10 protein-coding genes are annotated in these 13,003 nt (G+C 49.8%); 6 read left to right on the top strand and 4 right to left on the bottom strand.

Annotation, left to right across the window (positions count from 1 at the left end; genetic code table 11):
* Positions 1–143 precede the first annotated feature (143 nt).
* The 5 genes from dgt to BLR73_RS14030 are packed head-to-tail and all read left to right on the top strand — an operon-like array spanning position 144 to position 8,353.
* The gene (gene dgt / locus BLR73_RS14050; protein ID WP_091863084.1) at positions 144–1,481 is read left to right on the top strand and encodes a dGTP triphosphohydrolase; all 1,338 of its coding nucleotides are present in this window, start codon (positions 144–146) and stop codon (positions 1,479–1,481) included.
* Positions 1,482–1,500: 19 nt separating this feature from the next.
* On the top strand, positions 1,501–2,835 hold the full coding sequence (gene miaB / locus BLR73_RS14045; protein WP_033150499.1) for a tRNA (N6-isopentenyl adenosine(37)-C2)-methylthiotransferase MiaB: 1,335 nt from the start codon (positions 1,501–1,503) through the stop codon (positions 2,833–2,835).
* 19 nt (positions 2,836–2,854) lie between these two features.
* A complete protein-coding gene (locus tag BLR73_RS14040) occupies positions 2,855–4,681 on the top strand; it encodes an ABC transporter ATP-binding protein (RefSeq protein ID WP_013064344.1) in 1,827 nt (608 codons plus the stop codon).
* On the top strand, positions 4,665–6,476 hold the full coding sequence (locus BLR73_RS14035; RefSeq protein ID WP_091863049.1) for an LTA synthase family protein: 1,812 nt from the start codon (positions 4,665–4,667) through the stop codon (positions 6,474–6,476). Before BLR73_RS14040 ends, BLR73_RS14035 begins: the two co-directional genes overlap by 17 nt.
* Positions 6,473–8,353 carry an LTA synthase family protein gene (locus tag BLR73_RS14030; RefSeq protein WP_091863046.1) on the top strand — a complete coding sequence of 627 codons (1,881 nt, stop codon included), beginning with the start codon at positions 6,473–6,475 and terminating at the stop codon, positions 8,351–8,353. The genes BLR73_RS14035 and BLR73_RS14030 overlap by 4 nt, the downstream gene beginning before the upstream one ends.
* Here the strand turns inward: BLR73_RS14030 and BLR73_RS14025 are convergent.
* A complete protein-coding gene (locus tag BLR73_RS14025) occupies positions 8,350–9,324 on the bottom strand; it encodes a lysophospholipid acyltransferase family protein (protein WP_091863043.1) in 975 nt (324 codons plus the stop codon). The two genes, BLR73_RS14030 and BLR73_RS14025, sit on opposite strands and share 4 nt — an antisense overlap.
* A 106-nt stretch (positions 9,325–9,430) precedes the next feature.
* On the opposite strand from BLR73_RS14025, the gene BLR73_RS14020 reads away from it, so the two are divergent.
* Positions 9,431–10,264: a LicD family protein gene (locus tag BLR73_RS14020; protein WP_013063417.1), complete on the top strand. Its 834-nt coding sequence runs from the start codon at positions 9,431–9,433 to the stop codon at positions 10,262–10,264.
* Here BLR73_RS14020 and BLR73_RS14015 read toward each other — a convergent pair.
* Genes BLR73_RS14015 through BLR73_RS14005 form a run of 3 tightly spaced genes read right to left on the bottom strand, consistent with a single transcriptional unit; the run spans position 10,261 to position 12,938 of the window.
* On the bottom strand, positions 10,261–11,142 hold the full coding sequence (locus BLR73_RS14015; RefSeq protein WP_013064231.1) for a glycosyltransferase family 2 protein: 882 nt from the start codon (positions 11,140–11,142) through the stop codon (positions 10,261–10,263). The genes BLR73_RS14020 and BLR73_RS14015 overlap by 4 nt on opposite strands.
* Position 11,143: 1 nt before the next feature.
* Positions 11,144–11,872, bottom strand: coding sequence for a phosphocholine cytidylyltransferase family protein (locus BLR73_RS14010; RefSeq protein WP_091863040.1), 729 nt, complete (start codon positions 11,870–11,872; stop codon positions 11,144–11,146).
* A gap of 19 nt (positions 11,873–11,891) precedes the next feature.
* Positions 11,892–12,938, bottom strand: coding sequence for a pyridoxal phosphate-dependent aminotransferase (locus BLR73_RS14005; protein ID WP_091863037.1), 1,047 nt, complete (start codon positions 12,936–12,938; stop codon positions 11,892–11,894).
* Positions 12,939–13,003: the final 65 nt, after the last annotated feature.

Genomic DNA, 13,003 nt, shown 5'->3' with positions numbered 1-13,003 from the left:
ATAATATTTTAATCCACGTGCAAAGGTAGTGCTTTTAGCTTAGAAATCACCCTTTCGGCGACTAATTTTTTGATTTTTTCGTTAATTTCTGCGAAATATGCCGCTACTGCGCGTATTTTTCGTACCTTTGCACCCTGATTATGATGAATTGGCAACAACTGATATCGAACAAGCGTCTCGGTCAGGAGCATCGTCATCCTGAGCGCCACGACGACCGAACAGAGTTCAAGCGCGATTACGACCGTTTGATTTTCTCTGCTCCGTTCCGTCGTTTGCAGAACAAAACCCAGGTATTTCCACTCCCGGGAAGTATCTTTGTGCACAACCGTCTGACCCACTCACTCGAGGTGGCCAGCGTGGGTATGTCGCTTGGAAACGATGTGGCTGCCCAACTTACCAAGAAGCATCCTGAGCTGAAGGACCAGCTGTTTCAGGAGATTGGTCAGATTGTAGCCACCGCCTGCTTGGCACACGATTTAGGCAACCCGCCCTTTGGTCATAGCGGCGAGAAAGCCATCCAGTCGTTCTTTACCGAAGGTGCCGGTTACGACCTGCAGCGCCAGGTAAGTGCCAACTTCTGGAACGACCTTACCCACTTTGAGGGTAACGCCAATGCGTTCCGTTTGTTAACGCATCAGTTCAAAGGTCGCCGTCCGGGAGGATTTGTCATGACTTATTCTACGCTTGCCAGCATTGTTAAGTATCCATTCTCATCGAGTGCTGCCGGCAAGAAAGGCAAGTTCGGATTCTTTGATTCCGAGAAGACATATTACCGTCGCATTGCCGACGAATTAGGCATCCCCTGTAAATCAGAAGTGGGCGAGCCCTTGCGTTATGCCCGTCATCCGCTGGTGTATCTTGTTGAGGCAGCCGACGATATCTGCTACGAGATTATGGACCTTGAGGATGCCCACAAACTTAAAATTATTTCGCACACCGACACCATGCAGTTGCTGTTGGGATTCTTCGACGAGGAGACCCAGGCCCGTATCCAGAACCGCATTGTTGAGGAAGGTGTAAATGATAATAACGAAAAGATTGTATATCTGCGAGCCTGCGTGATTGGCAAACTCGAGAATGAGTGTGTACGCGTGTTTGTTGAGCACGAGGACGAGATATTGAGCGGCGATTTCCAAGGCAGTTTAATTGATCATATCAGCGACCTGCCGCAGAATGCCTATAAGCGTTGTTGCGAGCTCTCGGTTCAGCACATCTACAAGAGTCGTCCCGTACTCGATGTAGAGCTGTCGGGTTATCAGATTATCCAGACGCTGATGGAGAAGTTTATCAATGCCGCTGTTCATCCCGAGCGTTTTTACTCTAAGCACCTGATCAGTCGTGTGTCGAGTCAGTATGATATTGATGCGCCCGACCTTGAAACGCGTATCATGGCGATTATCGATTATATCAGCGGTATGACCGATGTGTATGCACTTGATGTGTTCCAGAAGATTAACGGCATATCGCTACCTATTATTTAACCTGTTTATACTTTGCATGATGAAGAAGTTATATATTGAAACGTATGGCTGCCAGATGAATGTGGCCGATTCTGAAGTTGTTGCATCGGTGATGCAGATGGCTGGTTACGAAACCACCGAGACCATCGACGAGGCCGATGCCGTATTCTTGAACACCTGCTCTGTTAGAGATAACGCCGAGCAGAAGATTTATCACCGTTTGGAAGCACTGGATGCTGAGCGTCGCCGCCGACTGAAGAGCAATCCCGAAGCTCCCAAAATGATTCTTGGTGTACTTGGTTGTATGGCTGAGAGAGCTCAGCGCGATTTGCTTGATAATCACTTTGCCGACCTGGTGGCAGGTCCCGACGCTTATCTGTCGCTGCCCGACCTGATTGCTCAGGCCGAACTGGGACACAAAGCCATGAATACCGAACTCTCTACCAGCGAGACTTATAAGGATGTGGTACCACAGCGTATCGGCATCGGACATAAGATTGGCGGGTTTGTAAGTATTATGCGTGGTTGCAACAATTTCTGCCACTACTGCATTGTGCCTTATACCCGTGGTCGTGAGCGCAGTCGCGATGTAGAGAGCATCCTGCGTGAGGTTCGCGACCTGCGCGACAAGGGATTTAAGGAGGTAACCCTGTTGGGACAGAACGTAAACTCGTATAAGTTCGAGGATACCGACTTCCCCACCCTGTTAAGAAAGGTAGCCGAAGAGGTGCCCACCATGCGTGTGCGCTTTACCACTTCGCACCCTAAGGATATGAGCGATGAAACCCTGAAGGTGATTGCCGAAGTGCCCAACGTTTGCAAGCACATCCACCTGCCTGTACAGAGTGGTAGCGATCGTATCTTGAAGTTGATGAACCGCAAATACACCCGCGAGTGGTATATGGATCGCGTACATGCCATCCGTCGTATCATCCCCGATTGCGGTCTTTCTACCGATATCTTTGTAGGTTATCACTCCGAGACAGAGGAAGACCACCAGCTGTCGCTCGACCTGATGCGCGAGGTGGGTTACGATTCTGCCTTTATGTTCAAATACTCCGAGCGCCCAGGCACTTACGCTTCGAAGCACCTGCCCGACGATGTGCCCGAGGAGGAGAAGATTCGCAGACTGAACGAGCTCATCGCGCTACAGACCGAGATGAGTGCTATCCAGAACAAGAAGGACGAGGGTAAGGAGTTCGACGTGCTGGTTGAGGGTTTCTCAAAGCGCAGTCGTGAGCAGCTTTGCGGTCGTACCGAACAGAACAAGATGGTAGTCTTCGACAAGGGTACTCACCATATCGGCGAAACCGTTCGCGTAAGAATCACTGGTAGCACCAGCGCCACGCTTCTGGGCGAAGCAATCGTAAAATAGTAAATCGTCAAATAGATAAATGAAAGAGTTCCTGAACGTACTGAGGCGGTTTGTACCTCCTTACAAAAAATATCTGGTGGCATCGGTAGTGTTCAATATCCTATCGGTTATCCTGAATGTCTTCTCGTTTGCAGCCCTGATACCTATCTTGCAGATTATCTTCAAGACAGGCGATGGCGACACAGCAACCGCACTGATGGCATGGGATTGGGCAAATGCGCAGGAGGTGTTGATGAACAACATGAACTACTACGTTAACAGCCTCATTGCCGATCTTGGTCCTACCACCACCCTGCTCATCATCGGCCTCTTCCTGGCCTTTATGACTTTCCTGAAGACGGGTGCTTACTTCCTGTCGTCGGCCACCATCGTGCCCATCCGCACAGGTGTGGTTCGCGACATCCGCAACCAGTTGTATCAGAAGATAAACACCCTGCCATTAGGTTTCTTCAGCGAGGAGCGCAAGGGCGACATCATCGCTCGTATGAGCGGCGATGTACAGGAGATTGAGAACTCTATCATGTCGAGTCTCGAGATGCTGTTCAAGAACCCCATCCTGATTGTAGGCTATTTCACCATGCTGCTGTTTATCTCATGGCAGCTCACCGTGTTCACCCTGGTTATCGTACCCATCATGGGTTGGTTTATGGGTTGGGTTGGTCGAAAGCTCAAAGCCCAATCGGTCAAGGCTCAGGCGCTTTGGAGCGATACCATGAGTCAGGTCGAGGAAACCTTAGGTGGTTTGCGCATCATCAAGGCCTTCTGCGCCGAAGATAAGATGAACAAGCGTTTCGACACCATCAACTCGGCCTATCGCAACGACATCATGCGTGTAAACATCCGCCAGTCGTCGGCCCATCCCATGTCGGAGTTCCTGGGTACCGTGATGATTGTGATTGTGTTGTGGTTCGGTGGTGTATTGGTACTCAACAACCACACGCTCTCTGGTCCTATCTTTATTTATTATATGGTGATGCTCTACTCGATTATCAACCCATTGAAGGATTTCTCGAAAGCCGGTTATAACATCCCCAAGGGACTGGCTTCGATGGAGCGTGTTGATAAGATCCTGATGGCCGAGAACACCATTAAGGAGCCAGCAGCCCCCAAGCATATCGCTAACTTCGAGCACCAGATAGAGTTCCGCCACGTATCGTTCAAATACGGCGAGCAGTGGGTATTGAAGGATATCAACCTCGTAATCCCCAAGGGCAAGACCATCGCTTTGGTAGGTCAGAGTGGTAGCGGAAAATCTACGATGGTAGATCTCATTCCCCGTTATTATGATGTTCAGGAGGGCGAGGTGCTCATCGATGGCATCAACGTGAAGGAGTTGGGTATTCACGATCTGCGCCAGCTGATTGGTAATGTAAACCAGGAGGCTATTCTCTTTAACGATTCGTTCCGCAATAACATCTCGTTCGGTGTGGATAACGCTACCCAGCAGCAGATTGAGGAAGCAGCCAAGATTGCCAACGCCTACGATTTCATCATGGCATCCGAGAACGGTTTCGATACCAATATAGGCGATCGCGGTGGCCGCTTGTCAGGTGGTCAGCGCCAGCGTGTCAGCATCGCTCGTGCCATTCTGAAGAATCCACCTATCCTGATTCTCGACGAGGCCACCTCGGCCCTCGATACCGAGAGCGAGCGCCTGGTGCAGGATGCCTTAGAGCGCCTGATGAAGACCCGCACTACCGTTGCCATCGCACACCGTTTGAGCACCATTAAGAACGCCGACGAGATTTGCGTACTGCACGAGGGTAAGATAGTAGAACGTGGCACCCACGATGAACTGTTGAATATCGACGGTTATTACAAGAAGTTACATGAAATGCAGAGTTAGTTATCTGATAAAGACGTACCTCTGGACGGTTCTTGTGTTCGTCTTGGCCAAGTTGGCATTTATGCTTTTCTGCCGAGAGGGACACGAGTTCGTGTTTATCGATATGTGGCAGGTGGTACAGCACGGACTGTCGCTCGACTTATCAACAGCCCTTTATTTCTTTATTGTACCTTTTCTCGCCACCATCGTCAGCATGTGGTACACAGGCCGATGGCTGTTCCGCATCCTGAAAGGGTATTACGCCTTGATAGCCATCGCTTTTGCTTTGGCTTTTGTGGCCGATACCAGTCTTTATCCCTTCTGGGCATTCAAGCTCGATGCCTCGTGCCTGCAGTATCTCGAAACACCCAACGAGGCTACAGCCAGCGTCTCTATCGTCTATCTCATCTGGCGATTCGTAGCATTAGTAGTTACGGCAGTAGTTATCTATAAGGGTTATGCTAACGCCTTATGCAGTCTGAAAGGCACCAGCCCACTGAAGAGTTCACTCAAAACAGCAGTCATCAGCCTGGTTACTTTCCTGGTCATGGCACCATTGATAGTTATCGGTATTCGTGGTGGCTTAGACGAATCAACCACCAATATCGGTCAGGTGTACTATTCACAGAATCAGTTCCTCAACCACTCGGCTGTTAATCCCGTTTTCAGTTTCTTAGCTTCGTTAGAGAAAACGGGCGAGGTAGAGAGCTACAACTACATGAGCGACGAGGACTGCCAACAGATTATCAACAAGCTGTATAACACCGAGAGTGTAGATAGCGATACCCTGTTGAACACCCCAACACCTAACATCATTGTGATACTGATGGAGAGTCTTGGCGGTGAGTTTACCGAACTCAGCGGTCGCCAGGATATCACACCCAACCTCAACAAGTTGGCTACCGAAGGTGTTTACTTTACCAACTGCTATGCCAACTCATGGCGCACCGATCGCGGCACCCTGTGTACCTATAGCGGCTACCCCTCGTTCCCCAACACGTCGGTAATGAAGTTGCCCGCCAAATCGCGCACCCTGCCTTGTATCGCCCGTTCGCTACGCGACGAGAAGCAGTACAACACCCACTATCTGTATGGTGGCGACATCAATTTTACCAACATGCGCAGCTATCTGATTAGCGGCGGGTTCGACCAGCTTACCTGGAAGGCCGACTATACAACAGCCGAACAGAAATCAGCCGAATGGGGTGTACGCGATGATATCACCTTCGGCACCCTGTATGATATGGCCACCACCCTCCCATCGCCTTATCTCATTGGCTACTCTTCGCTGAGCAGTCATGAGCCTTGGGATGTGCCCATCAAGCATTTCGACGACGAGATTCTGAATGCTTTCTATTATCTCGACCAATGTATTGGCGATTTCGTAACCAAACTGCGCCGCACAGAGGCCTGGAAGAATACGCTGATTGTGCTGCTACCCGATCACGGCATCAACTACAAAGCGTACGACGAACAGCATCCGCTACGCAATCGCATCCCGATGATTTGGGTTGGCGGCGCCGTAAAAGCGCCTCGCCGTATCGATACCATCTGCAACCAGACCGACCTGCCCGCTACGCTGTTAGCCCAGTTAGGTCTGTCGCATAGCGATTACACGTTTAGTCGCGATGTGCTCAGCAGCACCTATACCCACCCCGTGGCCATGCATACCTTTACCGAAGGTTATTCGATGGTAGATAGTACGGGATTGACGGTATTCGACCTGTACAGTCAGCGTGTTACCACAGGTAAGGGCGATATCACTATTGCCCAAGCCATTCTGCAAGCCGCTACAAAAGATTTAAATCAACGATGAAACATCTTCTCAGCAAGCCCTACGCCCCTATCGTGGCCGTTATCTGGAACATCCTGTTAGTCTATGTGGTTTACCAGATAGCCCGATTGGCATATTTCTTCGAAAACGCCCAACTGCTCCATTATAACAGTGATGTATTTCGTGGCGGACTCTTGTTCGACACCTCAGCCATTGTTTATACCAATGCGCTTTATGTGGTGCTGATGATAGCCGTTGGGGCATTTACGCTGAAAGGTCAGAAAGCCCTTAAGTGGCTGTATCTCATCATCAACAGTCTTGCTTTAGCCATCAACTTAGGCGATGCGGTTTATTTCCAATACACCATGCGCCGCACCACTACAACGGTGTTCGGCGAGTTCTCGAACGAGGGCAACTTAGGTAGCATTTTTGGCACCGAGTTCATCAACCACTGGTATCTGGTACTGCTGTTTGTAGTAGTGATGATAGCTCTCTACAAGCTGTATGCCCTACCCCGACGCAAGCATGCAGCCAACTTAGCCAGCTTGCTGCTCATCGCACCTCTGAGTATTGCCGGCATGCGCGGTGGTTTTACCACAGCCGTTCGCCCCATCACCGTATCAAATGCCAACCAGTACGCCCAGCATCCTACCGATGCCGCCTTGGTGCTCAACACCCCCTTCTCGCTCATCCGCACCATTGGCAAAAGCGTATTCACTGTGCCCAACTATTATCAGAGCGAGACTGAGTTAGAAGCTATCTACTCACCACAGCACAAAGCCCAGACCGATACATTGGTAAAAAAGAACGTTGTTGTTTTGATTATCGAGAGTTTTGGTCGCGAGTATATCGGTGCGCTCAACCGCGATTTAGAGGGTGGTAAGTACAAGGGCTATACCCCTTGTGTTGATTCGCTCATTGCCCACAGCACCACCTTCCGCTACAGTTTCTGTAACGGCCGAAAGAGTATCGACGGCATGCCGAGTATCCTCTCCAGCATCCCTATGTTTGTTGAGCCGTTCTTCCTCACCCCAGCCTCGATGAACGATTATACCGGTCTGGCTGGCATCTTGGGTAACGAGGGATACCAGACAGCTTTCTTCCATGGGGCCCAGAATGGTTCGATGGGCTTCGAGGCCTTTGCCAAGAAGACGGGTTTCCAGCGTTATTACGGTCGTACCGAATACGAGGCTGCTCGTGGCACTAACGATTTCGATGGTACCTGGGCCATCTGGGACGAGCCTTTCTTCCAGTATTATGCTGAGGAGATGAGCAAGATGCAGCAGCCGTTTATGACGGCTATCTTCTCGGCCTCCAGTCACCATCCGTTCGCCATCCCCGAGCAGTATAAGGCACAGTTCCCCGAGGAGCATCTGCCCATCCAGAAGTGCATCCGCTATACCGATATGGCCCTTGGCAAGTTCTTTGCCACCGCCCGTAAGCAGCCTTGGTTTGATAACACCATCTTTGTGCTTACCAGCGACCATACCAACCAGAGCGACCACGCTGAATATCAGAGCGATCTGGGTGGATTCTGTTCGCCCATCATCATCTACGATCCTTCGCAGCCTGTAGGCCGAATGGAAGAGAAGATTGCCCAGCAGATTGATATCCTGCCCACCATCTTAGGCATGTTAGGCTACTCTAAGCCCTATATGGCCTTTGGTATCGACGTGCTCAGCACACCCGCCAACGATACGTGGGCGGTTAACTACCTGAACGGCATTTATCAGTACGTAAAATATGGTTATGTGCTTCAGTTCGACGGCAAACAAACCAAGGGTGTTTACCTGTTAACCGACCGTCTGATGCAGCACAACCTGAAGGGCAAGGTACCTCAGCAGGCGCAGATGGAACGCGAGCTGAAAGCCATCATACAACAATATATGATGCGCATGACCAAAAACAAGTTGCTTTAGAACTTATACCAAGGTTTCTTGGGAGGCGCGGGCTTATTGTCGGGATGATCCTTGGCTATCACCTTACCGTCGATCACCTCGAAACGCTCGTTAAACTCAGCACGTGTACGCTTCCAGCGGTCGTGACTCCACAACCAGAACTCAGGCGCACGCTTGATGCTCTTCTCCAACAAATCAAAGTACATATCTGTGAGTTCGTAATCCTTCAGCTGCTGTGGCTCGCGGGTCACAGGAATCACTTCGGCCTCATAGTAGCCACGCTTTACACGACGCACATCCATGAAGAACACCGCATAATTCATCTTCTTGGCAATACGCTCAGTACCAGTGAGCACGGGTGTATCGTGATGCAGGAAATCTATCCAGTGGTGGATATTCACCCAATGGGGCTTCTGGTCCGAGATAAATCCGATAACGATAGGCTGCTTAGCCCTGCGGTACTCCACCATTCTGCGCAGCGTATCCTGCATGGGGATACAAACGGCTCCCATACGCTGGCGCGAGCGCAGGAACAAGCGGTCGAAATCCTTATTCTCGATAGGATGATAAATCTGTCCTAATTGCGCATCCGACTTCATCCAGAGTGGCAACGATGTTATCCACTCCCAGTTGCACAGATGCCCCAGATACACGGCGCACGACTGCCCCGAATTGATAGCCTCATCAATCTGCTCTACCCCCTTAAACACCATACGGCGCTTCAGGTTCTCGGGTGTCATCGTCATCAGTTTCACACTCTCCACGATGTAATCACAGAAAAAGTGGTAGAATCCGCGTTCTATCCTGTATCTCTCGTCATCAGTTTTCTCGGGGAACGACTCTTTGATGTTTCTTCTTATCACCTTCTTACGATAGCCCAATACGCCATACAGCAACCAGAACAGCAGGTCGCTGATGAAGTAATGTACACGTAATGGCAGTAATGAGAACACATACCAAACGGCTAAAACAATATAGTAGAGTACCTTCATGGATGCAAAATTATATAATTATTTGCAATCTCACAAGCGTTTTTATTGAAATATGCAGTTTTTTGCGTACCTTTGCCACGAAATATAAACAAATAACAATAGTTTTATGGCAAGTTACGATATCCGTCCCCTTCAACTCCACATCCTGAAGATTCTTCAGGCCGTCGATAAAGTATGTCAGGAACACAACCTGCGCTATTATCTCTGGGCAGGCACCATGCTGGGTGCAGTGCGCCACAAGGGCTTTATTCCCTGGGATGATGATATGGATATCGCCATGCCCCGTAAGGATTACGACACACTGATGGCGCATGCGCACGAGTGGCTGCCCAAGCCATTCGAGGCCGTTTGTGCCGAGACCGATCCCAACTACCCAGGTCCCTTCGGTAAAATCCAGGATGCCAGCACCACGCTGATTGAGCGCGAGCATATCAACTATATCGGTGGTTTGTATATCGATGTGTTCCCCTTGGATGGTGTTTGTGCCAACAAACTGTTGCAGCGCCTTAACTTTGCGCGCTACGAGTTCTGGAAGCGTGTTATCTACTACATCCACCGCGATCCGTTCAAACATGGTAAGGATCTCAGTGCCGTAGTGCCTTTGCTGTGCCAGAAGCTATTCACCAACCACTATGTGCAGCAGAAGATGCGCCGCATTATGATGCACTACGATTACGACAAGTGCGATTTGATAGCCGATTACGATGATGGCAAGAACGGCATCATCAACAAAGCGGTATTAGGTCAGCCCACTCCCATCAAGTTCGAAGATATCACGTTTATGGGCGTTGAGCATTTCGATACCTACCTGGCTACCAAATACGGCGATTATATGACCATCCCTAAGCACGACGAACAGCGACAGCACGATTTTCATTATCTCGACTATCAGCTGCCCTATCGCCAGTACGATGATCAGCGTGCCAATATGAAGGGTTAATCCTCCCAGATATTCTTGATTTTCACATCACGGAATATCGTCAGGGCTTTCTTCAGCTTACTTCTTGTCAGGTCTTTCTTCAGGGCGGCACTGGTGTCGTTCTGGCTGTCCCAGCGTTCGCCGCGCTGCAGCACATCGCGCATAAACGATGCCGATGTGATGCCCCACTTTCTCAGGAACTGGGTGCTACCATCGTTCTTCACAATGCGATGGGTTGAGCGTGCCTCAAAATGGTACACACGACTCTTATCAATGCCTTTGAAGATTCTTACACCCGCCTTCCACAGCTTGGCCGAGAAGTCGGGATCGCTATACATGCCAGGCGAATACTCAATCGAGTAGCCGCCTACCAAGTCCCAGATATCCTTATGCACCACGTTTGGTGGCCATGTAGCGCCTTTCCAATCGTAGTGTGGCAGGTTCTTATATTCGTTCAGCAGTCTCTGTTCGTCAAAGGTCTCTACGGTCTGTCCAAAGTCGGCTGGTGCAATCACGCTCTTACAGAAGAATGGGCGTGGCTGAATCAGGGTAGATGACAGGAAGAACATCTTATGTCCGATACGCTCTATCTCCTCGTACAGGTTCTTATCCCAGTCGGGCAACACATACATATCGTCGTTCATAAACAGTATGTAGTCGGTAGTGGCCAATGGGCGCAAACCGTTCAGTGCAAAGCACACACCGATGTTCTCGGGCGAGTGCGTATATTTCAGTCCCTCGGCCTTTACCCACTCCAGCGTGCCGTCGCTACCATCGTTCACATGAATCAAAATCTCGTGCGGATACGTCGAGTTTTTGCGGATGCTATCCACACAAATCTTCAGGAACTTCAGGTTGTTCCAGGTAGGAATCAATATCGAGAACAGAGGTTTATCCATATTAATACAATTCTTTTGGTAATGCAGCCGAAGCTTTCTCCAAGTCCTCGGGGGTGTCGAGCTCGTAACTGAACAGATCGGTGGTATCTACCACTTCAAACGTATGTCCCTGTGGAATCAGTCGCTCAAAGGCGCGCTCGTAGAAGATGTCAATCAGGCCCTCGTCTAATATCATCTTGCGCAGCTCCTGATAGATGGCCTCGGTATAGGCGGGTGTCATCTTCTCGATACCCACACTCTCGCCAATGGCATCGGCAGGACTGCAGGTCTTGCTTATCTCGGTAATACGTCCGGCCTCGTCAACCACAATCTTCATCTCCTCCTCGCCCAGCTCGTGCTGCTGCATGGCTAAGGCGGGGTTGGTTTTACGGGCCACACGGCGCACAGCCTCTGGATCGCACAGTATGTCGCTATCCATCAGCAGCACCTCTTGTCCGTGCAGTTTCTGCATGGCCAGCCACAACGAGAAAATGTTGTTGTTATGCTCAAAATCGACGTTGTCGATATAATTGATAATTGACAATTGATAATTGACAGTTAGGAATTCCCTTATCATCTCTGCGCGATAGCCTGTTACTACCACAAACTCCTTCACGCCGGCGCTTATCATCGCGTCAACCGTACGCTGCAACAGCGTTTTACCACCAACCTCCAGCAGGCATTTGGGTTTCTCGTCAGTAAGCGGGCGCAGTCTCTTGGCCATTCCCGCCGCCAATATCACACCAATCATAATGTTCAATGGTCAATGGTCAATGTTCAATTACTCTCAGTATGGTATCCACTACAACCTGTGTCTGCTCCTTGCGACCCAAGGTAATACGCACACACTCCTCCAGGCCCTTATCGCTCATAAACTTAATCTTGTAGTTCTGGTCGGCCAGCGCCTTCTGCAGGGCCTCCTTAATCTCTACAGGATATTTTATCAGGATAAAGTTGGCCACACTCTTATACACCTTAAATCCAGGCTTGTCGCCCAGTGCTTTCTTGTACAGCTGTCGGCCCCACTCCATATCGTCGGCCACCTGGCGGTAGTGCTCATCGCTGTCGAGCGCAGCCAATGCCACAGCCTCCGAGAAGCGGTTGTAACCCAAGTACTTGTTGATATAGCTTACAAAATGATCGTGTCCGGCACCGATAAAGCCAAAGCCACAACGCAGTCCGGGCAGTCCGTAGAACTTACTCAGCGTACGCGATATAATCAGGTTACGGTATTTGTTTACCAGTGGTGCGATATAGTCGGTATCGCTGGTAATAAAGCTGGCATAAGCCTCATCTATCAGCACCATTGTATCGCTGGGGATGTTCTCCATGATACGTCCGATCTCCTCGGGTGTCAAGCAGTTACCCGTGGGGTTGTTAGGCGATGCCAACAGCAGCATACGGGGATGAATGCGGTTGGTATATTCTATCACCTCATCCACATCATAGGCAAAGGTATCCTCCTGTTCGTGCAGAGGGTACATCTCAAAGGTACCGTAGCACTCAGCGGCCACCTTGTTGTAGTACCACCATGAGTATTCGGGTATCAGTATTTTCTTGTTGTCGCCTTTCATCAGGTAGTAGTGAATGGCATTCTTCAGAATGTCCTCACCACCATAAGCCAGCAGTACCTGCTCTTCGGGTACGCCGTATATCTCGCTCAGCTTTACCGATACAACGCTCTTCTTGCCTTGATCGTAAATGCGGGTATAAAAACACAATGTCTTTGGGTCAAAATTGCGGATAGCTTCTACCACCTTCTCACTGGGTTCGAAATTAAACTCATTTCTATCCAGAAAATTCATTTCCTTCTCCATATTTATTCTATTTGGGTGCAAAGTTACAATTTTTTTAGCTTTTTATACCAAAACTACTAAAATTT

The organism is Prevotella sp. khp1, assembly GCF_900102205.1.
Lineage (GTDB): Bacteria > Bacteroidota > Bacteroidia > Bacteroidales > Bacteroidaceae > Prevotella > Prevotella ruminicola.
Note: the sequence above shows the minus strand (reverse complement) of the source record. Positions and strands in the feature narration are given on the sequence as shown.

Excerpts from the sequence above, each read along its gene's own strand:
- dgt (WP_091863084.1), top strand. The coding sequence starts at position 144 with ATGAATTGGCAACAACTGATATCGAACAAGCGTCTCGGTCAGGAGCAT.
- BLR73_RS14030 (WP_091863046.1), top strand. The coding sequence starts at position 6,473 with ATGAAACATCTTCTCAGCAAGCCCTACGCCCCTATCGTGGCCGTTATC.
- BLR73_RS14010 (WP_091863040.1), bottom strand. The coding sequence starts at position 11,872 with ATGATTGGTGTGATATTGGCGGCGGGAATGGCCAAGAGACTGCGCCCG.
- BLR73_RS14040 (WP_013064344.1), top strand. The coding sequence starts at position 2,855 with ATGAAAGAGTTCCTGAACGTACTGAGGCGGTTTGTACCTCCTTACAAA.
- BLR73_RS14015 (WP_013064231.1), bottom strand. The coding sequence starts at position 11,142 with ATGGATAAACCTCTGTTCTCGATATTGATTCCTACCTGGAACAACCTG.
- BLR73_RS14035 (WP_091863049.1), top strand. The coding sequence starts at position 4,665 with ATGAAATGCAGAGTTAGTTATCTGATAAAGACGTACCTCTGGACGGTT.
- BLR73_RS14005 (WP_091863037.1), bottom strand. The coding sequence starts at position 12,938 with ATGGAGAAGGAAATGAATTTTCTGGATAGAAATGAGTTTAATTTCGAA.
- BLR73_RS14025 (WP_091863043.1), bottom strand. The coding sequence starts at position 9,324 with ATGAAGGTACTCTACTATATTGTTTTAGCCGTTTGGTATGTGTTCTCA.
- miaB (WP_033150499.1), top strand. The coding sequence starts at position 1,501 with ATGAAGAAGTTATATATTGAAACGTATGGCTGCCAGATGAATGTGGCC.
- BLR73_RS14020 (WP_013063417.1), top strand. The coding sequence starts at position 9,431 with ATGGCAAGTTACGATATCCGTCCCCTTCAACTCCACATCCTGAAGATT.